The organism is Micromonospora rubida (assembly GCF_009908295.1).
Taxonomy (GTDB): domain Bacteria; phylum Actinomycetota; class Actinomycetes; order Mycobacteriales; family Micromonosporaceae; genus Micromonospora; species Micromonospora rubida.
On record NZ_JAAALO010000006.1, the window covers coordinates 81,165 to 102,274 of the forward strand.

Sequence of the window (21,110 nt, forward strand, 5' to 3'; positions counted from 1 at the left end):
ACACCACCGCGTCCGGCCCCTCCTACGACGAGCTGTCGCCCGCCGCGTCGGGCCGGGCCGGCGGTGGGCCCGCGTCGGGGTTGAGGGCGGCGGTGATCGCCTCGGCGGTGCGCCGGCCGACGCCGGGGACCTCGGTGATCTCCTCCGCCGAGGCCGCCGCGAGCCGCTTGAGCGAGCCGAAGTGGCGCAGCAGCGCCTTGCGCCGCACCTCGCCGAGGCCGGGCACGTTGTCCAGCGCGGACTCGGTCATCCGCTTGGAGCGGCGCTGCCGGTGGAACGTGATGGCGAAGCGGTGCGCCTCGTCGCGCACCCGTTGCAGCAGGTAGAGCCCCTCGGAGGTGCGCGGCAGGATGACCGGGAACTCGTCGTCGGGCAGCCACACCTCCTCCAGCCGCTTGGCCAGGCCGCACAGCGCCACGTCGTCGATGCCCAGCTCCGCGAGGGCCTGGGCCGCCGCCGCGACCTGCGGCGCGCCGCCGTCGACCACCACCAACTGCGGCGGGTACGCGAACTTCCGTGGCCGGCCGGTCGTCGGGTCGATGCCCGGCCGGTCCGGGTCGGAGGCGGTCTCCTCCCCCATCTCGCCGGTCTCGGCGCGGGCGTCGAGGTAGCGGGCGAAGCGGCGGCGCAGCACCTCCGACATGGCGGACAGGTCGTCGGTGGCGCCCCGGACGATGAACCGGCGGTACTCGCCCTTGCGGGGCAGGCCGTCCTCGAAGACGACCATGCTGGCCACCACGTCGGTGCCCTGGATCTGGGAGATGTCGAAGCACTCGATGCGCAGCGGCGCGGTGCGCATGCCGAGCGCTTCGCTGATCTCGTCGAGGGCCTGGCCCCGGGTGGTCAGGTCGCCGGCGCGCTTGAGCTTGTGCCGGGCCAGGCCGTCCTTGGCGTTGCGTTCCACCGTCTCCAGCAGGGACCGCTTGTCGCCGCGCTGCGGCACCCGCAGGGACACCCGGCTCCCCCGGCGGCCCGACAGCCAGTCGGCCAGCGCGTCGGCGTCGGCGGGCAGGGCGGGCACCAGCAGCTCGCGGGGCACGTCGGCCTCGCCCTGCTCCTCGCCGTACACCTGGGTGCAGAAGTGGTGGACCAGGTCGCCGGCGGTCAGGTCCTCCGTCTTCTCCACCACCCAGCCGCGCTGGCCCCGGACCCGGCCGTCGCGGACGTGGAAGACCTGGACGGCGGCCTCCATGGGGTCGTCGGCGAACGCGACGACATCGGCGTCGGTGCCGTCGCCGAGCACCACGGTCTGCTTCTCCATGGCCCGGCGCAGGGCCGCGACGTCGTCGCGCAGCCGGGCGGCCTTCTCGAACTCCAGCGCCTCGCTGGCCTCGGTCATCTCGCGTTCGAGCCGGCGGACCATCGTGTCGGTGCGCCCACCCATGAAGTCGCAGAAGCCGTCGACGATGCGCCGGTGTTCCTCGGCGGAGACGCTGCCCACGCAGGGCGCGGAGCACTTGCCGATGTAACCCAGCAGGCAGGGGCGGCCCACCTGGCCGGCGCGCTTGAACACGCCGGCCGAGCAGGTGCGCGCCGGGAAGACCCGCAGCAGCAGGTCGAGCGTCTCGCGGATGGCCCAGGCGTGCGAGTACGGCCCGAAGTAGCGCACCCCCTTGCGCTTGGCGCCGCGCATCACCTGGAACCGGGGGAACTCCTCGTCGACCGTGACGGCGAGGTACGGATACGACTTGTCGTCGCGGTAGCGGACGTTGAACCGGGGGTCGTACTGCTTGATCCAGGTGTATTCGAGCTGGAGGGCCTCGACCTCGGTGCCGACGGTGACCCAGTCGACCGACTCGGCGGTGGTGACCATCTGCTGGGTGCGCTGGTGCAGCCCCCACAGGTCGGCGAAGTAGGAGCTGAGCCGGCTGCGCAGGCTCTTCGCCTTGCCGACGTAGATCACCCGGCCGGTGCCGTCGCGGAACCGGTAGACCCCCGGGGAGTCGGGGATGGTGCCGGGCGCGGGGCGGTAGGTCGAGGGGTCAGCCACACTCCGAGACTAGCCGCCGGCCCCGACAGCCCAGATCACGCCGAGCTGGTCGACCTCGCTGCCGGAGCGGCCGAAGAAGCCGACGAGCCGGCCGCCGGGCGGGGCGGTGAAGGTCACCGCGTCCGAGGTCGGCGTGCCGCCGGAGAGGGTGCGCCCCAGGTTGGTGGTGAACCGGGCGGAGAAGATCCGCACCTTGCCGTCCTTCTTCCCCTGGGTGAGGGTGACCTGGGTGACGTGCTCGCCCTCGGCCAGGGCGAGGGTGGCCGGGTTGCCGCCCGTGCCGCCGTGGGTGAGGGTGGCGCCGCCGGCTAGGCCGACGCCGACCTGGTCGAGCCGGGCGCCCCCGCGCAGCGAGACGGCGGTGACCCGGGGTCCGACCCGGTCGGCGTCGGTGAACGGGGTGCCATCCGGGCCGCCCCAGGTGTCGCTGGCCCGCAGCCCGTCGGTGAGGGCCCAGGTGAACCAGGCGGCGTGCGGGTAGTGGTCGGACAGCGGGTCGCCGGCCGGGTCCAGGAACCGGGCGTGCTCGTTGTGGTAGCGGGTCAGGCCGAGCCGGACCAGCCGGTTGCCCCGGTAGAGGATCTTGTCGACCACCTCGCAGGCGTTGGTGACGTTCGCCGGGTCGCAGGTCAACGCCGGGCTGCCGAGCACCGGAGGAACCCCGCCGCGCTCCTGGCGCACCCACGCGTCGGTGAGGCCGTTGGCGGACACCAGGTCGCGGACGTTGTCGCCGACCCGGGTGTAGCGGGAGTTCAGGTCGCCCATCACGATCACCGCGTTGCCGGCGGAGTTCGCCGCGACGTACGCGGAGAGCTGGCTGATGTTGGACCGGCGGGCGGTGAAGTCGGCCTCGGTCGTGCCGGCGTTGGTGTGCACGTCGTAGAGGTCCACGAAGGCGCCCTCGGCGAGCCGGACCCGGGACCGGCTGAACCCCTTCGGGGTGAGGCAGTCGAAGCCGTTGCACTTGCTCCACTTGACCCGGACGAAGTCCGACACCGGGTAGTTGGACATCGTGTTGAGGCCGTCGCCGATGGGAACCCCGCCACTGGTCGGCGTGCGGTGCGGGTGCCGGTCGGTGGCGTACAGGTCGGCGTGGTAGTTGAAGTCCTCCTGGACGTGCACGATGTCGTACGCGTTGACCCGCTCGCCGATGGGCCGGGTGTTGACCGCCGGCTTGCTGCCGGACAGCGGTTCGGGCAGGCCGGCGACGTTGTAGGTGAGCACCGAGAAGGTGCCGGACGTGACGGCGGCCGACGGGGCCGCGGATGCTGCGGCGGGCGCGGCGACGGCGGGCGCGGACGGGGGCAGCAGGGCGGCGAGCAGCGCCACGGGGGCGAGCAGGCGGGCGGATCTCATCCGATGTCCCTTCTCGACGGCGGGACCTGGTCCGGCCGACAGCGGCTCGGAGGGATCGAAGACTATCGAATGAATCCGGACGGCTCAACAACCAAGGGCAACGGGCAGCCGATACAAGGATTGGCATCTTCCAATATCGGGGCGTGGAGATTACCATCCGGTAACTGAATGTTCTTCATGTAATGATCCGCACCCGTCCCGTGCCCTGATCCCCATCCCCCCGGAGGATCACCATGTCCCGTCCCACCACCACGCGCCGCCTGCTGGCCGGCGCGACCGCCGCCGTCGGCGTCGCGGCCCTACTCGTCGCCTCCCCCACCCCATCCCCCGCCGTGGGCGCGCCGGCCACCACCGCCGCCGCCACGTTCGCCGCCAACGACTACTGCCTGGGCGAGTGCGGCGACATCGTGCCGCCCGGCCAGAACGGCAACGCCACCCTCGTCGAGATCCTCGCCAACCAGACGCTGGGCACCCTGCCCAAGCACTCCGCCGACCAGCTCGGCAAGTACTCCGACCTGGTCTACGGCTACGCCGGGCTGCGCGAGGAGCAGATCGGCAACTTCTTCAACGACGCCTCCTTCGGCGTCCCGGCCGGACAGGTCGAGCGCGACTACTCGCCCCGCTCCGACGTACGCATCCTGCGGGACAAGGCGACCGGCGTCCCGCACGTCACCGGCGCCACCCGCGGCGGCACCATGTACGGCGCCGGGTACGCCGGCGCCGAGGACCGGCTGTTCACCATGGACCTGCTGCGCCACGTCGGCCGGGGGACCCTCACCCCGTTCGCCGGCGGGTCGCCGGGCAACCGGGCCCTGGAGCAGAGCGTCTGGCGCAACTCGCCCTACACCGACGCCGACCTCCAGGCGCAGGTCGACGCGCTGCGCACGAAGGGCCCGCGCGGCGAGCAGCTCTACACCGACGTGCAGGAGTACATCGCCGGCATCAACGCCTACATCGGCGTCTGCATGGCCAACCGCAACTGCCCCGGCGAGTACGTGCTGACCGGGCACCTCGACGCGATCACCAACAAGGGTGGCCCCGAGCAGTTCCGGATGACCGACCTGATCGCCATCGCCGGCGTGGTCGGCGGCCTGTTCGGCGGCGGGGGCGGCAACGAGATGCAGTCCGCGCTGGTCCGCATCGCCGCCCGGGCCAAGTACGGCCCGGTCGAGGGCGACAAGGTGTGGACGGCCTTCCGCAGCCAGAACGACCCCGAGACGGTGCTGACCCTGCACAACGGGCAGAGCTTCCCGTACGGCAACGCCTCCCCGGACGCGGCCAGCGTGGCGCTGCCCGACGCCGGCTCCGCGAAGGTCGAACCGGTCTTCACCGACCCCACCGGCTCCGCCACCACCACCGCCGGCAGGGGCTCCGAGCTGGCCGCCGCGCTGTCCGGGCTGACCATCGACCCGGCGCACCGGGGCATGTCCAACGCGGCCCTGGTCTCCGGCGCCAACTCCACGACCGGTCACCCGGTCGCCGTGTTCGGCCCGCAGACCGGCTACTTCTCCCCGCAGCTACTGATGATCCAGGAGTTGCAGGGCCCGGGGATCAGCGCCCGGGGCGCCGCGTTCGCCGGCCTGAACCTCTACGTGCTGCTCGGCCGGGGCCAGGACTACGCCTGGAGCGCCACCTCGGCGACCCAGGACATCACCGACACGTACGCGGTGCCGCTGTGCACCACCGACGGCAGCGCGCCCACCCTGGCCAGCACCCGCTACCTCTACCGTGGCCAGTGCCTGGCGATGGAGCAGCTCGCGCACACCAACAAGTGGAACCCGACGACCGCCGACAGCACGCCCGCCGGGTCGTACAAGCTCACCGCCTGGCGGACGAAGCTCGGCCTGGTCGCCTGGCGCGGGACCGTCGGCGGCAAGCCGCACGCCTTCACCCAGCTCCGCTCCACCTACCGACACGAGGCCGACTCCGCGATCGGCTTCCAGATGTTCAACGACCCGACCCAGATGGGCTCCGCCGACGCCTTCACCGCCTCGGCGAACAACGTCGAGTACGCGTTCAACTGGTTCTACGTCAACTCCACCCAGTCGGCGTACTTCAACTCCGGGCTCAACCCGATGCGCGCCACCGGGTCGAACCCGAACCTGCCGATGAAGGCCGACGCCGCGTACGAGTGGCAGGGCTACCAGCCGGCGACGAACACCGCGACGTACGCCCCGCTGGCCGCCCACCCCGGCTCGGTCGACCAGGACTACTACGTGAGCTGGAACAACAAGCAGGCCAAGGACTTCGGGGGGGCCGACGGCAACTTCAGCTTCGGCGCCGTGCACCGGGGCAACCTGCTCGACCGGCCGCTCAAGGCGGCCCTCGCGACGGGGAAGAAGTTCGACCGGGCGTCGCTGACCAGCCTCGTGGAGCAGGCCGGCCTGACCGACCTGCGCGGGGCCGAGGTGCTCGACGAGCTGATCCGGGTGCTGGAGAGCCAGCCCGTCGGCGACACCGCCCTGGCCGCCGAGATCAGCCGGCTGAAGGCGTGGCGGCAGGCCGGCGCGCTGCGGGTGGAGACGGTTAAGGGCTCGAAGGTGTACCAGCACGCCGACGCGATCCGCACCTTCGACGCCTGGTGGCCGCTGCTGGTGCGGGGGATGTTCTCCGCCCCGCTCGGCCCGGACCTCTACCAGGCGCTGGTCAACACCCTCCAGATCGACGAGTCCCCCTCCGAGGCCCAGTCGCACAAGGGCTCGTCGTTCCAGTACGGCTGGTGGGGGTACGTCGACAAGGACCTGCGCTCGGTGCTCGGCGACCCGGTGGCCGGCGGCCTCGGCCGCACGTACTGCGGCGGCGGAACCCTCGCCGGCTGCCGGCAGGTCCTGCTCGACACGCTGCGCGGCGCGGCGGCCACCCCGGCCGCCCAGGTCTACCCCGGCGACGCCACCTGCTCGGCGGGCGACCAGTGGTGCGCCGACGCGATCATCCAGTCGCCGCTGGGCGGGATCAAGCACGCCACGATCGCCTGGCAGAACCGGCCCACCTACCAGCAGGTGGTCTCGTTCCCCGCGAAGCGCGGCGACGACGTGACCAACCTCGCCGCCGGACGGCCGGCGACCGCGTCGAGCACCCAGTTCCTCTACCCCGCGAGCAAGGCGGTCGACGGGGACCTCGGCACCCGGTGGGCCAGCTCCCGCGACGACGACCAGACGCTCACCGTCGACCTGGGCTCCGTCCGAGCGGTGGGCCGGGTGGTGCTGGCCTGGGAGGCGGCGTACGCCCGGTCGTACCGGATCGAGGTGTCCGCCGACGGGACGACCTGGCGTACGGCCTGGTCGACCACGGCCGGCGACGGCGGCACCGACGTGGCGGCGTTCCCGGCCGGAAACGCCCGGTACGTGCGGATGCGCGGCCTGACCCGGGGCACCGAGTACGGCTTCTCGCTGTGGGAGATGTCGGTGTACGCCCGCTGACCCCCGCGACGGCGGCCGGCACGGATCATCCGTGCCGGCCGCCGTCGTCGTCAGACGAGGGTGATTTGGTCGCCGTCGACCTTGATCTCCTTGGCCGCCAGCGGCTTCGTCGCCGGGCCCTGCTTCACCGAGCCGTCGGTGATGGAGAACTTGCTGTTGTGGCAGGTGCAGTTGATGGTGCCGCCGTCGACGTTCGACACCGGGCAGCCCTGGTGGGTGCAGATCGGGTCGAAACCCTTGAACGTGCCGGCCTCGGGCTGGGTGATCACCACGCCCTTGCTGGCGTACACCGCGCCGCCGCCGACCGGGATGTCGGCGGTGCGGGCCAGCGGGGCGGACGAGTCCCGGTTGCCGCCCTCGGCGTCGCCCGCGCCGGTCGCGCCCGGGCCGCCGCTGGTCGGGGCGGGGCCGCCGTCGGTGTCGTCGTCGCTCCCGCAGGCCGACAGGACGACCGCCGCGCCCACCGCACCGGCACCGGCGAGGAGGGCACGGCGTGTCTGCGTGCCCGGAGGAGTCTGCGCCTGCTCGTCACTCATGTCTGGCCTCTCTGTCGACTGCCGCCGCCGTCACGATCCGCGGCCGTACCCGCTGTCCACGGATCACGGCGCCTGCCGGTTCAACGAATAGACCACCGTGATCGCTCCGGGTCCGCGACGCGGCGGTGCCCGTCGCCGGGAGACCGCCGCGTCGCTCACCTTCGGCCGGGTCCGGGTCCTCGGGTCGCCGCATACGTCGCCGGCCCGGAGCCGGCCAGGGGTCAGCGCGCCCCGGCCGTGGCCTTCCGGCCGGGCCGGGCGCGGGTGGTGCCGTTGGCCTTCGCGGCCCGGCCGGTGGCCGCCTTGGCGCCCTTGGCGTCGCCGTCGAGCCTGAGCACCTGGCGCAGGAACTGGCCGGTGTGGCTCTCGGGCACCTCGGCGACCTCCTCCGGGGTGCCGGTGGCCAGCACGCTGCCGCCCCGGTGGCCGCCCTCGGGGCCCATGTCGATCAGCCAGTCCGCCGTCTTGATCACATCGAGGTTGTGCTCGATGGTGATCACGGTGTTGCCCTTTTCGACCAGGCCCTCCAGCACCATCAGCAACTTGCGGATGTCCTCGAAGTGCAGCCCGGTGGTCGGCTCGTCGAGCACGTACACCGTCCGACCGGTGGAGCGCTTCTGCAGCTCGGAGGCGAGCTTGACCCGCTGCGCCTCGCCGCCGGACAGCGTCGGCGCGGGCTGGCCCAGCCGGACGTAGCCCAGGCCCACGTCCACCAGCGTCTTGAGGTGCCGGTGGATGGCCGGGATGGCGGAGAAGAACTCCGCCGCCTCCTCGATCGGCATCTCCAGCACGTCGGAGACGGTCCGGCCCTTGTAGTGCACCTCCAGGGTCTCCCGGTTGTACCGGGCGCCCTTGCAGACCTCGCACGGGACGTACACGTCGGGCAGGAAGTTCATCTCGATCTTGATCGTGCCGTCGCCGGAGCACGCCTCGCACCGGCCGCCCTTGACGTTGAACGAGAACCGGCCCGGCCCGTACCCCCGGACCTTGGCCTCCGTGGTCTCGGCGAACAGCTTGCGGACGTGGTCCCAGACCCCGGTGTAGGTGGCCGGGTTGGAGCGCGGGGTGCGGCCGATCGGCGACTGGTCGACGCCGACGACCTTGTCCACGTGCTCCAGGCCGGTGATCCGGGTGTGCCGGCCCGGCACGTGCCGGGCCCCGTTGATCTGGTTGGCCAGCACCGCGTGCAGGATGTCGTTGACCAGCGTCGACTTGCCCGAGCCGCTGACCCCGGTGACCGCGATGAGCTGGCCCAGCGGGAACGACACGGTGAGGTTGCGCAGGTTGTGCTCGCGGGCGCCGTGCACCACCAGCTCCCGCTCCGGCGTCTGCGGCCGGCGCCGGCCCGGCGTCGGGATCTCCCTGCGCCCCGACAGGTACGCCCCGGTGACCGACTCCGGGTTGTCCAGCAGGGCGGGCACCGAGCCGGAGTGCACGATCCGGCCGCCGTGCTCGCCCGCGCCCGGGCCGATGTCGACGATCCAGTCGGCGGCGCGGATGGTGTCCTCGTCGTGCTCGACCACGATCAGCGTGTTGCCCAGGCCGCGCAGCCGGACCAGGGTCTCGATCAGCCGGTGGTTGTCCCGCTGGTGCAGGCCGATGGACGGCTCGTCGAGCACGTAGAGCACGCCGACCAGGCCGGAGCCGATCTGGGTGGCCAGCCGGATGCGCTGCGCCTCGCCGCCGGAGAGGGTGCCGGCCGGGCGGTCCAGGGAGAGGTAGTCCAGCCCGACGTCGAGCAGGAACTTCAGCCGGGCGTTGATCTCCTTGAGCACCCGCTCGGCGATCATCTTCTGCCGGTCGGTCAGCTCGATGCCGGCCAGCAGCTCGGCGCACTCGCCCACCGACAGGTTGCAGACCTCGGCGATGCTCTTGCCGGCCAGGGTGACCGCGAGCACCTCCGGCTTGAGCCGGGCCCCGCCGCAGGCCGCGCAGGGCACGTCGCGCATGTAGCCCTCGTACTTCTCCCGCGACCACTCCGACTCGGTGTCGGTGTGCCGGCGCTCGATCCACTGCACCACGCCCTCGAAGCCGGTGTAGTAGGAGCGCTCGCGGCCGAACTTGTTGCGGTAGCGCACGTGCACCTGGTCGCCGGAGCCGTGCAGGATGGTCTTCTGCGCCCGCGCCGGCAGGGCCCGCCACGGCGTGTCGACGTCGAAGTGCTCGGCCTCGCCGAGGGCCTCCAGCAGGCGCAGGAAGTATTCCAGGTTGTGCCCGGTGGACCAGGGCTGGATCGCGCCCTCGCGCAGGCTGCGCTCCGGGTCGGGGACGACCAGCTCCGGGTCGATCTCCTTCCTGGTGCCCAGGCCGGTGCACTCGGGGCAGGCCCCGTACGGGGCGTTGAAGGAGAAGACCCGGGGCTCCAGGTCCTCGATCGCCAGGGGGTGGTCGTTGGGGCAGGCCAGGTGCTCGGAGTAGCGGCGCTCGCGGTCGGGATCGTCCTCGGCGAGGTCGACGAAGTCGAGCAGCACCAGGCCGTCGGAGAGGCCGAGCGCGGCCTCGACCGAGTCGGTCAGCCGCCGCTTGGCGCTGGGCTTGACGGTGAGCCGGTCGATCACCACCTCGATGGTGTGTTTCTCCTGCTTCTTGAGCTTCGGCGGCTCGGTCAGCGGGTGCACCACGCCGTCGATCCGGGCCCGGGCGTATCCCTTGCCCTGGAGCTCGGCGAACAGGTCGACGTACTCGCCCTTGCGGCCCCGCACGACCGGGGCGAGCACCATGAACTTGGTGCCCTCGGCCATCGCGAGCACCCGGTCGACGATCTGCTGCGGGCTCTGCCTGGAGATCCGCTCGCCGCAGACCGGGCAGTGCGGCTCGCCGACCCGGGCATAGAGCAGCCGCAGGTAGTCGTAGACCTCGGTGATGGTGCCGACGGTCGAGCGCGGGTTGCGCGAGGTCGACTTCTGGTCGATGGACACGGCGGGGCTGAGCCCCTCGATGAAATCGACGTCCGGCTTGTCCATCTGGCCGAGGAACTGCCGGGCGTACGAGGAGAGGGACTCCACGTACCGGCGCTGCCCCTCGGCGAAGATCGTGTCGAAGGCCAGGCTCGACTTGCCGGAGCCGGAGAGCCCGGTGAAGACGATCAGGGCGTCCCGGGGCAGGTCGAGACTGACGTCACGCAGGTTGTGCTCGCGCGCGCCACGGATGATCAGACGGTCGGCCACGGTCCGTGTACTCCCGGGAGAAGAAGGCAAGGAGGATCTGTCCGCTCCGGGGCGGTCCGGGGACTTCCGGGACGGCCCTGAGCGGTGGTGCGGGCGCAGAAGAAGCGCCTCGGCAACTCTAGCTCCGAGGTACGACAACTTCCCGCGCCCGCACATTCCCCCAGCTCACGCCGGCTGTGCCGGATCGCCGCCCCGCCCTGCGGACGGCCCCCGGCGACGGCGTGACACCGACCACGGCCACGCCCGGTCACCCCCGCGCCGCCCGGCCCACCAGAGCGCGCGGGGCGACGTCGCAGCAACCCTCCGTCACCACACCCGCGCGGGCGGAGCGGCGGTGGGGACACCCTGCGTCACGGTCGGCCCGTCCGGCGGCGCCCACCGCGCCAGCCGCCCCGGCGCTCGGCGGCCAGCCGGGTCTCCCGGCGCCGGGTCTCGAAGGCCACCTCCCGTTGCAGCTTGCGCCAGCTGTCGTACCGTCGGGCGGTCAGCTCGCCGGCGGCGAGGGCGTCGCGGACCGCGCAGCCCGGCTCGGCGTCGTGCGCGCAGTCGGCGTACCGGCAGTCGGTGGCCAGCTCGGTGATGTCGGCGAAGGCCCGGTCCAGCCCGACCGCGCCGTCGAGCAGGCCGACCGCCCGCACCCCCGGGGTGTCCAGCACCGCGCCGCCGCCGGGGACCGGGACCAGCGCCCGCCAGGTGGTGGTGTGCCGGCCCTTGCCGTCGACCCGGCGGATCGCCTGGGTCGGCATCACCACCGCCCCGGCCAGGGCGTTGACCAGGCTCGACTTGCCGGCGCCGGACGGCCCGAGCAGGGCCAGGGTGCGGCCCCGGCCGACGTGGGCGCGCAGCGGGTCGAGGCCGACGCCCCGCTCGGCGCTGACCGGCAGCACCGGCACCCCGGGTGCGACCCCGGCGAACTGCCGGGCGATCGCCGCCGGGTCGGCGGCGAGGTCGGCCTTGGTGAGCACCACCAGCGGGGTGGCGCCCGACTCGTGGACCAGGGCGAGCAGCCGCTCGATGCGGGCGACGTCCGGCTCCGGGTGCACCGGCTCGACGACGGCGGCCGCGTCCAGGTTGGCGGCGAGCACCTGCCCGCTGGCGTCCTTGCCGGCGGTGCGGCGCACCAGCGCGGTGCGCCGGGGCAGCACGGCCTCCACGGTGACCGGCCCGTCCGGCCACGTGTGCAGGAGCACCCAGTCCCCCGCGCAGGGCAGCCGGGTCAGATCACTGGCGGCGGCGGCCAGCACCGCCGCGCCCAGGGTGGCGCGGACCGGGCCGTCGGCGCCGAGCACGGTGCACACGCCGCGGTCGACCCGGGCCACCCGGCCCGGCCGCTGGTGGGTGCGGTTACGTACGTGGGTTGCCCGCTCGGCGTCCCAGCCGAGGGCGGTCAGGTCGATGGTCATCGGAACCTCTCCGGTGTCGGGGTGAACGGTGGCGCGACTCGCGTGCTACGACCGGCATGGGCACCACCTCCTCCGACGTCCCGGGTGCCGCGTACGACGCCGACGGTAGGGGGCGGGCCGACGCGCCGAAAGCGATTTCCACGGCGACGCCGAGGAAGCGGACCGCTAGGGTCGGATCGTGACCGCTGATCCGCTGCTGCTGACCGGTGACCTCGACGACGCCACGGCCCGCCTGTTCCGCACCACGGCCGCCCTCGACGACGCGGGCGTCGCCGCGCCGTGCCTGCTGCCCGGCTGGACCCGGGGGCACGTGCTGACCCACCTGGCCCGCAACGCCGACGGGTTCGTCAACCTGCTCACCGCCGCCCGCACCGGCGAACGCATCCCGATGTACGCCAGCGGCGCGGCCCGCGACGCCGACATCTCCGCCGGCGCGTCCCGGCCGCCCGCCGCCCACCTGGACGACCTGCGCCGGTCGGCGGAGCGGTTCGCCGAGGCGGTCGCCGCCATGCCGGTCGAGGCGTGGGCGGCCACGGTGCAGACGCGACGCGGCCCGTGGCCGGCCGCCATGCTGGTCTGGGGGCGGCTGCGCGAGATCGAGGTGCACCACGTGGACCTGGCCACCGGGTACCGCCCGGCCGACTGGCCGGAGGCGTTCGCCCAGCGGCTGCTGCACGAGGTCGCGACCGGCCTGTCCGCCCGGCCCGACGCGCCGGCGATGGTGCTGCGCTTCGACGGCAGCCACCACGAGCTGGTCGTCGGCGACCGCGCGACGGCGCCCACGATCACCGGCCCCGCCCCCGAACTCGCCGCCTGGCTGACCGGCCGCGGTGCCGGCGAGACGCTCGCCGTCGCCCCCGACGGTCCCCTGCCGAACCCACCCGAATGGATGTAGCACCATGACCTACAGCGGAGACGTCAGCCCCGGCGACGCGCCGGCCGTACGCGAACTCGACGGGCTCACCATCACCAAAATGTCGGTGGGGCCGATGGACAACAACGCCTACCTGCTGCGGTGCACCGGCACCGGCGAGCAGTTGCTGATCGACGCCGCCAACGAGGCCCCCCGGCTGCTGGAGCTGGTCGGCGACGCCGGCCTGGCCACCGTGGTCACCACCCACCAGCACATGGACCACTGGGTGGCCCTGGAGGAGGTGGTCGCCAAGACCGGCGCCCGGCCGCTGGTGCACGCCGACGACGCCGCCGGCCTGCCGATCGAGGCGGACACCCTCGCCGACGGGGACACCGTGACCGTCGGCGACCGCGAGCTGGAGGTGATCCACCTGCGGGGGCACACCCCGGGCTCGATCGCCCTGCTCTACCGCGACCCGGCCGGCACCCCGCACCTGTTCACGGGGGACTCGCTTTTTCCCGGTGGGGTGGGCAATACGGACAAGGACCCGGAGCGCTTCGGTCAGCTCCTCAACGACGTGGAGCACCGCCTGTTCGACCGGCTGCCGGACGAGACGTGGTTCTACCCGGGGCACGGCGGGGACAGCACCCTCGGCGCGGAGCGCCCGTCGCTGCCCCAGTGGCGCGCACGCGGCTGGTAGCGAACGTGTCTCACGACGCCCGGGGTTGGCTTTCGCCAGCTCCGGGCGTTTCCTTTCCTGCGCTCGCCTGCGATTGCGGAAAAGCGCAACCGGGACGGGTTCGCGTCAGCGAGGGCTGAGCACCTCGACGCGGCGCACCGGGGTGTCGACGGCGGGTTCGGTGGTGGGCACCTGGTAGCTGGCCACCAGGTCCAGCCGGTTGCGGGGCAGGTGGCCGCGGCCGGGGTCACCGACCAGTACGTGACTGCCCCGGGCGGCGGCGCGGCGCAGGAACGGCAGCATCCGCTCGGCCAGTTCCTCGTCGTAGAAGACGTCCCCGGCGACCAGCAGGTCCACGTCGTCGGCAGCGGAGTCGAGCAGGTCTTCGCCGGTGGCGGCGACGGTGACCCGGTTGGCCCGGGCGTTGAGCATGACGGCGGCCACGGCGTACGGGTCGATGTCGTTGGCCACGACCCGGGACGCGCCGGCCAGCGCGGCGGCGATCGCCACCAGGCCCGAGCCGGCGGCCAGGTCCAGCACGCGGCGACCGGCGACGAGCTCGGGGTTGTCGAGCAGGTGCCGGGCGAGGGCCTGCCCGCCGGCCCAGACCGACGCCCAGTACGGCGCCGGCAGGGCGTGCCCGGAGGCGGCCTCCATCCGGGCCCACCAGACGATGGCGTCCTCGGCGAGGTGCAGCCGTACCTCGGGGACGAAGGGGGTGGCGACGAGCCGGAGCCGGTCCAGCCCATCCCCGGGCGCGTCGACCTCGCGTTCCAGCTCAGACAGCACGGCGGCTGCGGGTCCTTTCACCGGGCAAGCATGCCCGAGCGGCCCGATCTCCGGGCGGCTTTCCCCCCGGCGTGGCCGGTGTGAGTTTTTTTTGCCGGCCGACCTACGGCACTTCGACCAGCGGATCGGGGTTTCGCCAGTTACTGTCGGGGAGGTACAGGGCGATCATCGGCCAGCGGTCGGTGGTCTCCCGCTTTGAACAGGGAGAGATGCATGGCTACCGGCACGGTCAAGTGGTTCAACTCGGAAAAGGGCTTCGGCTTCATCGAGCAGGACGGCGGAGGTCCGGACGTGTTCGTCCACTACTCGGCCATCGCGTCCAGCGGTTACCGGGAACTCAATGAGGGCCAGAAGGTCGAGTTCGACGTGACCCAGGGGCAGAAGGGCCCGCAGGCGGACAACGTCCGTCCGATCTAGCCTTCGTGCCGGTGGCGGCGGCCGGGTTGACCCGGCCGCCGTCACAGCGCGCGCCGGCTCGGAACCGCCCGCCTCACGGGCGCCGCCGCCGGCCAAGCTCAAGCCGCCAACCGCCGGGCGATCTCGTCGGCCACCTGCTGGGCCAGGCTGGGCGGCAGGGCGGCGGCGATCTTCTCCGGGGTCAGCGATGCGAGCACTCCGGCCACGATCGCCGGCTCGTCGGCCAGCTCCTTGCCCGACAGGATGGTGAGCTGCGCGAGCGCGGCGTCGAGGCGGTACATGGTGTAGTCCAGCTTGGCCACGACGCTGTTGGACTCCGGGCTGGGGCCAGGGCCGTCCGGGTCGACCCGGCGGCCCATGCTTGACCCGCCGTTGAACACGGCGTTGAAGAGGCTGTTGATCTGGCTTTCGGCCTGGGCGCTCATGTCGTCCTCCTTGAGGAGACCGATGGTGGTCAGGTAGCGGCGGAACAGCGGGGTCTGGTCCCGGCCCGCCTTGGTCGAGTCGCGGAAAAAGCTGAGATGGGTGTGCCACAGGTGGCTCGCGTCGCCGGTGGTTCGCCGCCCGAGCCGGTCCCACCGCCGGACCGTGATCCCGTCCGGGGAGTAGATGATCTCGCGGATGTCCAGGGTGTCGTCCGCCCCGGCGACGCACTGCGCGACGCACCAGGCGGAGAAGGAACGCAGGCTGTGGACGTCTCCGCCCGAGGTGACGGAGAACCCGCCGACATCCAGCGCCGAGGCGTCGAGGGTGAGCCCTGCGGCGTCCCGGGGCGACTCGACCACCGAGTAGTCGCCGGTGATCACCCGGTCGGAGCCGCAGTGGTAGCCCCCGACGTGGCCTGCGTCGCCGACGATGCCGACCTCGGCCGGTTCCAGGTCCTGCGGTCGGGTGGCGGCGGGATCGAGGTCGAGATGGGCCAGCAGGAGACTTCGGACGGCCAACAGGTTCGTCGGGGCCCGGGTCATGGCGCCCCCCTTCCGGTAGCGGGAAGGCCGGGCGGCGGTGACCCGTGGCGCTGGGTCGACGTGAGCCCGGCCGGGGTGCACGGCGTCGGGCAGGTGACTCGAAAGTAGCCGGACCTTCCGGTGTTTTGCCAGGTCAGAGGCATGTTTTTCGAATAGGGCAACGATCCGCCCAACCGGGCGGAGATGTCGCGGCGGGGTCGGCCGGTCGCGCTCGGCGCGACAACGGGTGGGCGGTCAGCCGGCCGGGCGGCGGGGGGGGTCGGGGCGGGCGGCCCGCACGGCGTCGCGGTACTCCCGCATCGCGGTGACCATCGTCGTCATGAAGCGGTGCACGATCTCCAGCTCGGCGTCGCTGAAGTCGGCCATCACCCGGTCGGTCCGGCGGCCCAGCGGCTGGAAGAACTCCATAGCCAACGCGGCGCCCCGGTCGGCGTAGTGCAGGAACACCTTGCGCCGGTCGGCGGTGTCCCGGTCCCGGCGGATGTGGCCGGCCCGCTCCAGCCGGTCGACCAGCGCGGTGACCGAGCCGGAGGAGATGTTGAGTTGCTCACCCAGCCGCCCCGGGGTGAGCGGCGTGCCGAGCAGCTCGGCGTCCATGACGGCGATCAGGGCGTGCAGGTCGGTGGGGTTGAGCCCGTGCAGCCCGGCGAAGGCGTGCCCGATGTGCTGGGCGTCGACGGAGTATTGGCGCAGCTCGTTGGCGATCTCGGCGACGAGCTGGTCGCGCTGGCTGTCGCGCCGTCGATACATGCCGTGCTGCGTCACTCCACCCCTTCCCCTGCCGTTGTGGTCCCGGTTGCAGCATAGATGTTCGGCGGATAATCTCGCCTGTCGAGATACTCGACAAACGCGCTAAATCCCATGCCCGTCGAGCCGCACCGCCGTACCCGGGACCCCGTCCCGGCAACCCTGAGGAAATCCGATGTCTGTGTTCACCCGCGTCGCCCGGGGCCGGCTCGCCGCCTGGATCACCGTGGCCGTCGCGATCGTCCTCGGCGCAGCCGTCTTCGGGTTCCCTGAGCCGGACAACCCCGCCCCCGTCTCGTCCACCGGACTGTCGGTGCAATGGCAGTCGACCCAGGTCGAGCGGCTCCAAGAGGAGCTTCCCTCCAGCGGCGTCGAGCCCGCTATCGTCGTCGTCAGCCGCTCGGACGGCAGGCCGCTCACCGAGCCGGACCGCGCCGCGGTCACCAACATCTCGGGCGAGCTGGGTCGGTTCGCCGTCGGCGGGCGGGTCAGCCCGCCGCAGACCTCCCCGGACGGCACCGTGGCGCTCGTCGCCGTCCCGCTGTCCACCGCCGGCGGCCAGGACGACGTCGTGACGACGGTTGCCGACCTCCGCGCGGCCCTCGACGGCCTGCCCGACGGGCTCACCGCCGAGGTGACCGGCGGGCCGGCGTTCACCGCGGACCTGACGAAGGTCTTCGACGGCGCGGACATCACGCTGCTCGCCGTCACCGCCGGCGTCGTCGCCCTGCTGCTGCTCATCACCTACCGCAGCCCGTTCCTGTGGATCGTGCCGCTCGTCGTCGTCGCGGCCACCGAGCAACTCACCCTGCGCGCCGTGGACACCATCGTCCCGGCCTTCGGCATCCACCTCCAGGAGGGCCAGGTCACCGGCATCGCCAGCGTCCTGGTCTTCGGTGCCGCCACGGACTACGCCCTGCTGCTCATCGCCCGATACCGGGAGGAGCTGCGCCGGGAGGAGGACCGCTTCGCCGCCATGCGCGCCGCCCTGCGACGCACCGCCGAACCCATCCTGGCCAGCGGCGGCACCGTGGTCCTCGGCGTGCTCACCCTGCTGCTGTCGGAGCAGGAGACCAACCGGGCCCTCGCCGTGGCCTGCGCCACCGGCGTGGTGTTCGCCATGCTGTCGGCGCTGTTCCTCCTCCCCGCCGTGCTGGTGATCTTCGGCCGGGGGCTGTTCTGGCCGTTCGTGCCCCGGGTCGGCGGTCCCGTACGCGAGGGCCGGCTCTGGGGCCGGCTCGGCGACGCCGTCGTCCGCCGGCCCGTGCCGGTCGCGGCCCTCGCGACGCTGCTGCTCGCCGGCCTCGCCCTCGGCGGGCTCGGCATCCGCACCGGGCTGTCGGAGACCGAACAGTTCCGGGTGAAGCCCGAGGCGGTGGCCGGCGCGGAGACCCTCGCGAAGGCCTTCCCCGCCGGCACCACCCAGCCGGTCGCCGTGCTCACCACCCCCGCCGCCGTGGCGGCCGTCACCGACGCCGCCACGAGCGTCCCCGGCGTGGCCTCGGCCCGGCCGGGGGACGCGGGCACGACCGTCGCCCAGGTCGACGTGGTGCTGGAGGCCGAGCCGGGCACCGCCGCGTCGGACCGGGCGGTCGAGGCGCTACGGGACGCCGTCGCCGCGGTCCCCGGCTCCGCGCCGCCGGCCGTCGAGGGCACCAACCCGTTCACCGGCGCCGTGGTCGGCGGCACGGTCGCCGCCACCTACGACTCCGACAAGGCCGACGCCAAGGACCTGTGGCTGATCCTGCCGATCATCCTGCTGCTCGTCGGCGCGGTGCTCGTGCTGCTGCTGCGCGGCCTGGTCGCGCCGCTGCTGCTGGTGCTCACCGTCATCGCGTCGTTCTTCGCCAGCCTCGGCGCGGCGTGGCTGCTGTTCGACCACGTCCTCGGCTTCCCCGCGCTGGACAGCGGCGTCCTGCTGCTCGCCTTCGTGTTCCTGGTGGCCCTCGGCGTGGACTACAACATCTTCCTGGTCACCCGGGCCCGCGAGGACGCCCGGCGCACCGGCACCCGCGACGGCATGCTGTCGGCGCTGCGCGTCACCGGCGGCGTGATCACCAGCGCCGGCGTCCTGCTCGCCGCGGTCTTCGCCGTCCTCGGCGTCCTGCCGCTGATCACGCTGACCCAGATCGGGATCATCGTGTGCATCGGGGTGCTGCTCGACACCCTGCTGGTCCGCACGGTGCTCGTGCCGGCGCTCGCGTTCATGCTCGGTGACCGCTTCTGGTGGCCGGGCCGGATCGACCGGACGCCCGAGGACGCTCCGGCGGACCATGATCGCGGGCCCGCCGAACCGACCGCCACCCGCGACTGACCGTCCGCCCCGGCCTCCCGGCCCCTCCCGGTCCGGCCTCCCGGGGACCCTCCCGCCCCCGGCCCTACCCCGTGCCGGGTCGCTGCCCCAGACCGGCGCAGCGGCCCGGCCGCACCCCGCCCGCGACCGCCGGCGGCGCCTCCTCGGGCGTCGCCCTGTGCGCTTCCCCACCCGGGCGCCCAGCCCCGAGGCTCGCAGCCGGGGCCCGTACCGGCGACCCGCCCGAAACGCCACCGCGTCGCCGGCCACCGCTGCGACAATCATCACCAGCAGCGCCGGTCCCAACCGAAGGGCACCGGTGTACGTGAGGAAGCCGACCAGCAGCAGGGTCGCCTCCCCTGGCACCAGCAGCCCGACGATCACGGCGGTCTCGCCGGCCACGATCGCCGCGGCGGCCAGGTTAGACCAGCAGGGGCGGCAGGTCCCGCACCGAGTTCAGCAGATCGTGCACGACAGCCCCGGGATCACGGCGGCCAGCATGCCAGCCGGGATAAGCAGGGCAACAGCGGTTTCGGCACAGATCCGGGAAGCGTCGGGGTGACCCCGACGCCGCCCCTGATCCGCGCAGGCGGGAGGATGGAACCCATGCAGCTTCGCACCGACCTCCGCAACGTCGCCATCATCGCCCACGTCGACCACGGCAAGACCACCCTGGTGGACGCCATGCTGCGGCAGGCCGGCGCCTACGGCGCCCGCGGTGAGACGACCGAGCGGGTGATGGACTCGGGGGACCTGGAACGGGAAAAGGGCATCACCATCCTGGCCAAGAACACCGGCGTGCGGTACCTGCCGGCGGACGGCTCCGACCCGGTCACCATCAACATCATCGACACCCCCGGGCACGCTGACTTCGGCGGCGAGGTGGAGCGGGGCCTCACCATGGTCGACGGCGTGGTACTGCTCGTCGACGCGAGCGAAGGCCCCCTGCCGCAGACCCGCTTCGTGCTGCGCAAGGCGCTGCGGGCCCGGATGCCGATCATCCTGGTGATCAACAAGGTGGACCGCCCCGACGCCCGGATCAAGGAGGTCGTGGACGACACCTACGAGCTCTTCCTCGACCTGGACGCCGACGAGGAGCAGATCGACTTCCCGATCGTCTACGCCTGCGCCCGCGACGGCATCGCCTCGCTCACCCAGCCCGCCGACGGCTCGGTCCCCGACGACAGCACCAGCCTGGAGCCGCTGTTCCGCACCCTGCTGGACACCATCCCGCCGCCCGCGTACGACGAGGGCGCGCCGTTGCAGGCGCACGTGACCAACCTCGACGCCTCGCCGTTCCTCGGCCGGCTGGCCCTGTGCCGGGTCCGGCAGGGCACCATCGCCAAGGGCCAGACCGTCGCCTGGTGTCGCACCGACGGCACCAACCAGCGGGTCCGCATCTCCGAGATGCTGATGACCGAGGGCCTGGAGCGCAGGCCGGCAGAGTCGGCCGGACCGGGCGACATCATCGCGGTCGCCGGCATCCCGGAGATCATGATCGGCGAGACCCTCGCCGACGCGGAGAACCCGGTTGCGCTGCCGCTGATCACCGTCGACGAGCCGGCCATCTCCATGACCATCGGCACCAACACCTCGCCGCTGGTCGGCCGGGTCAAGGGCGCCAAGGTCACCGCCCGGATGGTCAAGGACCGCCTCGACAAGGAGCTGATCGGCAACGTCTCGCTGCGGGTGCTGCCCACCGAGCGGCCCGACGCCTGGGAGGTGCAGGGCCGTGGCGAGCTGGCCCTGGCGATCCTGGTCGAGCAGATGCGCCGCGAGTCCTTCGAGCTGACCGTCGGCAAGCCGCAGGTGGTCACCAGGGACATCGACGGGAAGACCTGCGAGCCGGTGGAGCGGCTGACCATCGACGCGCCGGAGGAATACCTGGGCGCGATCACCCAGCTCCTCGCGACCCGCAAGGGCCGGATGGAGCAGCTCGTCAACCACGGCACCGGCTGGATCCGGATGGAGTGGCTGGTCCCGGCGCGCGGCCTGATCGGCTTCCGCACCGAGTTCCTCACCGACACCCGGGGCACCGGCATCCTGCACCACGTCTTCGAGTCCTACGAGCCGTGGTTCGGCGAGCTGCGCACCCGCAACAACGGCTCGCTCGTCGCCGACCGGTCCGGCGCGGTCACCTCGTTCGCCATGATCAACCTTCAGGAGCGCGGCCAGCTCTTCGTCGAGCCGACCACCGAGGTGTACGAAGGCATGATCGTCGGGGAGAACTCCCGCGCCGACGACATGGACGTCAACATCACCAAGGAGAAGAAGCTCACCAACATGCGGGCCTCTTCCTCCGACGAGACCGAGAAGCTGATCCCGCCGCGCAAGCTGTCCCTGGAGCAGGCCCTGGAGTTCTGCCGCGAGGACGAGTGCGTCGAGGTGACCCCGGCATCCGTGCGCATCCGCAAGGTCGTCCTCGACCAGACGCAGCGTGCCCGCGCGACCGCCCGCCGCAAGCACACCGGCTGACCGCCGAGCACGACACGC

General features: G+C 72.6%; 14 protein-coding genes. 6 read left to right on the plus strand and 8 right to left on the minus strand.

Going from position 1 to position 21,110, the window contains the following annotated elements; genetic code table 11:
* Positions 1 to 22: 22 nt before the first annotated feature.
* Positions 23 to 1,990, minus strand: coding sequence for an excinuclease ABC subunit UvrC (uvrC, locus tag GVV04_RS22245; protein WP_161690046.1), 1,968 nt, complete (start codon positions 1,988 to 1,990; stop codon positions 23 to 25).
* Between the two features lie 9 nt (positions 1,991 to 1,999).
* Entirely contained in the window at positions 2,000 to 3,346 is a 1,347-nt protein-coding gene (locus GVV04_RS22250; protein ID WP_161690047.1) for a jacalin-like lectin, read from the minus strand.
* A 233-nt stretch (positions 3,347 to 3,579) separates the two neighbouring features.
* Between GVV04_RS22250 and GVV04_RS22255 the strand changes: the two genes are divergently transcribed.
* Positions 3,580 to 6,765: a penicillin acylase family protein gene (locus GVV04_RS22255; protein ID WP_161690048.1), complete on the plus strand. Its 3,186-nt coding sequence runs from the start codon at positions 3,580 to 3,582 to the stop codon at positions 6,763 to 6,765.
* Positions 6,766 to 6,815: 50 nt separating this feature from the next.
* On the opposite strand, the gene GVV04_RS22260 is transcribed toward GVV04_RS22255, so the two are convergent.
* From GVV04_RS22260 to rsgA, 3 genes are all read right to left on the minus strand, one after another.
* A complete protein-coding gene (locus tag GVV04_RS22260; RefSeq protein ID WP_161690049.1) occupies positions 6,816 to 7,301 on the minus strand; it encodes a Rieske (2Fe-2S) protein in 486 nt (161 codons plus the stop codon).
* Positions 7,302 to 7,522: 221 nt separating this feature from the next.
* Positions 7,523 to 10,468 carry an excinuclease ABC subunit UvrA gene (uvrA, locus tag GVV04_RS22265; protein ID WP_161690050.1) on the minus strand — a complete coding sequence of 982 codons (2,946 nt, stop codon included), beginning with the start codon at positions 10,466 to 10,468 and terminating at the stop codon, positions 7,523 to 7,525.
* Between the two features lie 350 nt (positions 10,469 to 10,818).
* Positions 10,819 to 11,871, minus strand: coding sequence for a ribosome small subunit-dependent GTPase A (rsgA, locus tag GVV04_RS22270; RefSeq protein ID WP_161690051.1), 1,053 nt, complete (start codon positions 11,869 to 11,871; stop codon positions 10,819 to 10,821).
* A 178-nt stretch (positions 11,872 to 12,049) separates the two neighbouring features.
* Here rsgA and GVV04_RS22275 point away from each other — a divergent pair, with 178 nt between their 5' ends.
* Positions 12,050 to 12,766, plus strand: a complete 717-nt coding sequence (locus GVV04_RS22275; protein WP_161690052.1) for a maleylpyruvate isomerase family mycothiol-dependent enzyme — start codon at positions 12,050 to 12,052, stop codon at positions 12,764 to 12,766.
* 4 nt (positions 12,767 to 12,770) lie between these two features.
* Positions 12,771 to 13,424: an MBL fold metallo-hydrolase gene (locus GVV04_RS22280; protein WP_161690053.1), complete on the plus strand. Its 654-nt coding sequence runs from the start codon at positions 12,771 to 12,773 to the stop codon at positions 13,422 to 13,424.
* A 105-nt stretch (positions 13,425 to 13,529) separates the two neighbouring features.
* On the opposite strand, the gene GVV04_RS22285 is transcribed toward GVV04_RS22280, so the two are convergent.
* A complete protein-coding gene (locus tag GVV04_RS22285) occupies positions 13,530 to 14,213 on the minus strand; it encodes a class I SAM-dependent methyltransferase (protein ID WP_161690054.1) in 684 nt (227 codons plus the stop codon).
* A gap of 192 nt (positions 14,214 to 14,405) precedes the next feature.
* Between GVV04_RS22285 and GVV04_RS22290 the strand changes: the two genes are divergently transcribed.
* The gene (locus GVV04_RS22290; RefSeq protein ID WP_161690055.1) at positions 14,406 to 14,609 is read left to right on the plus strand and encodes a cold-shock protein; all 204 of its coding nucleotides are present in this window, start codon (positions 14,406 to 14,408) and stop codon (positions 14,607 to 14,609) included.
* A gap of 98 nt (positions 14,610 to 14,707) precedes the next feature.
* On the opposite strand, the gene GVV04_RS22295 is transcribed toward GVV04_RS22290, so the two are convergent.
* Positions 14,708 to 15,577: a hypothetical protein gene (locus GVV04_RS22295; RefSeq protein WP_161690056.1), complete on the minus strand. Its 870-nt coding sequence runs from the start codon at positions 15,575 to 15,577 to the stop codon at positions 14,708 to 14,710.
* A gap of 234 nt (positions 15,578 to 15,811) precedes the next feature.
* A complete protein-coding gene (locus tag GVV04_RS22300; protein WP_161690057.1) occupies positions 15,812 to 16,327 on the minus strand; it encodes a MarR family winged helix-turn-helix transcriptional regulator in 516 nt (171 codons plus the stop codon).
* A gap of 172 nt (positions 16,328 to 16,499) precedes the next feature.
* Here GVV04_RS22300 and GVV04_RS22305 point away from each other — a divergent pair, with 172 nt between their 5' ends.
* Together GVV04_RS22305 and typA are read left to right on the plus strand one after the other, a co-directional pair.
* Positions 16,500 to 18,638: an MMPL family transporter gene (locus GVV04_RS22305; RefSeq protein ID WP_161690058.1), complete on the plus strand. Its 2,139-nt coding sequence runs from the start codon at positions 16,500 to 16,502 to the stop codon at positions 18,636 to 18,638.
* A gap of 585 nt (positions 18,639 to 19,223) precedes the next feature.
* Entirely contained in the window at positions 19,224 to 21,092 is a 1,869-nt protein-coding gene (gene typA / locus GVV04_RS22315) for a translational GTPase TypA (protein WP_161690059.1), read from the plus strand.
* Positions 21,093 to 21,110 lie beyond the last annotated feature (18 nt).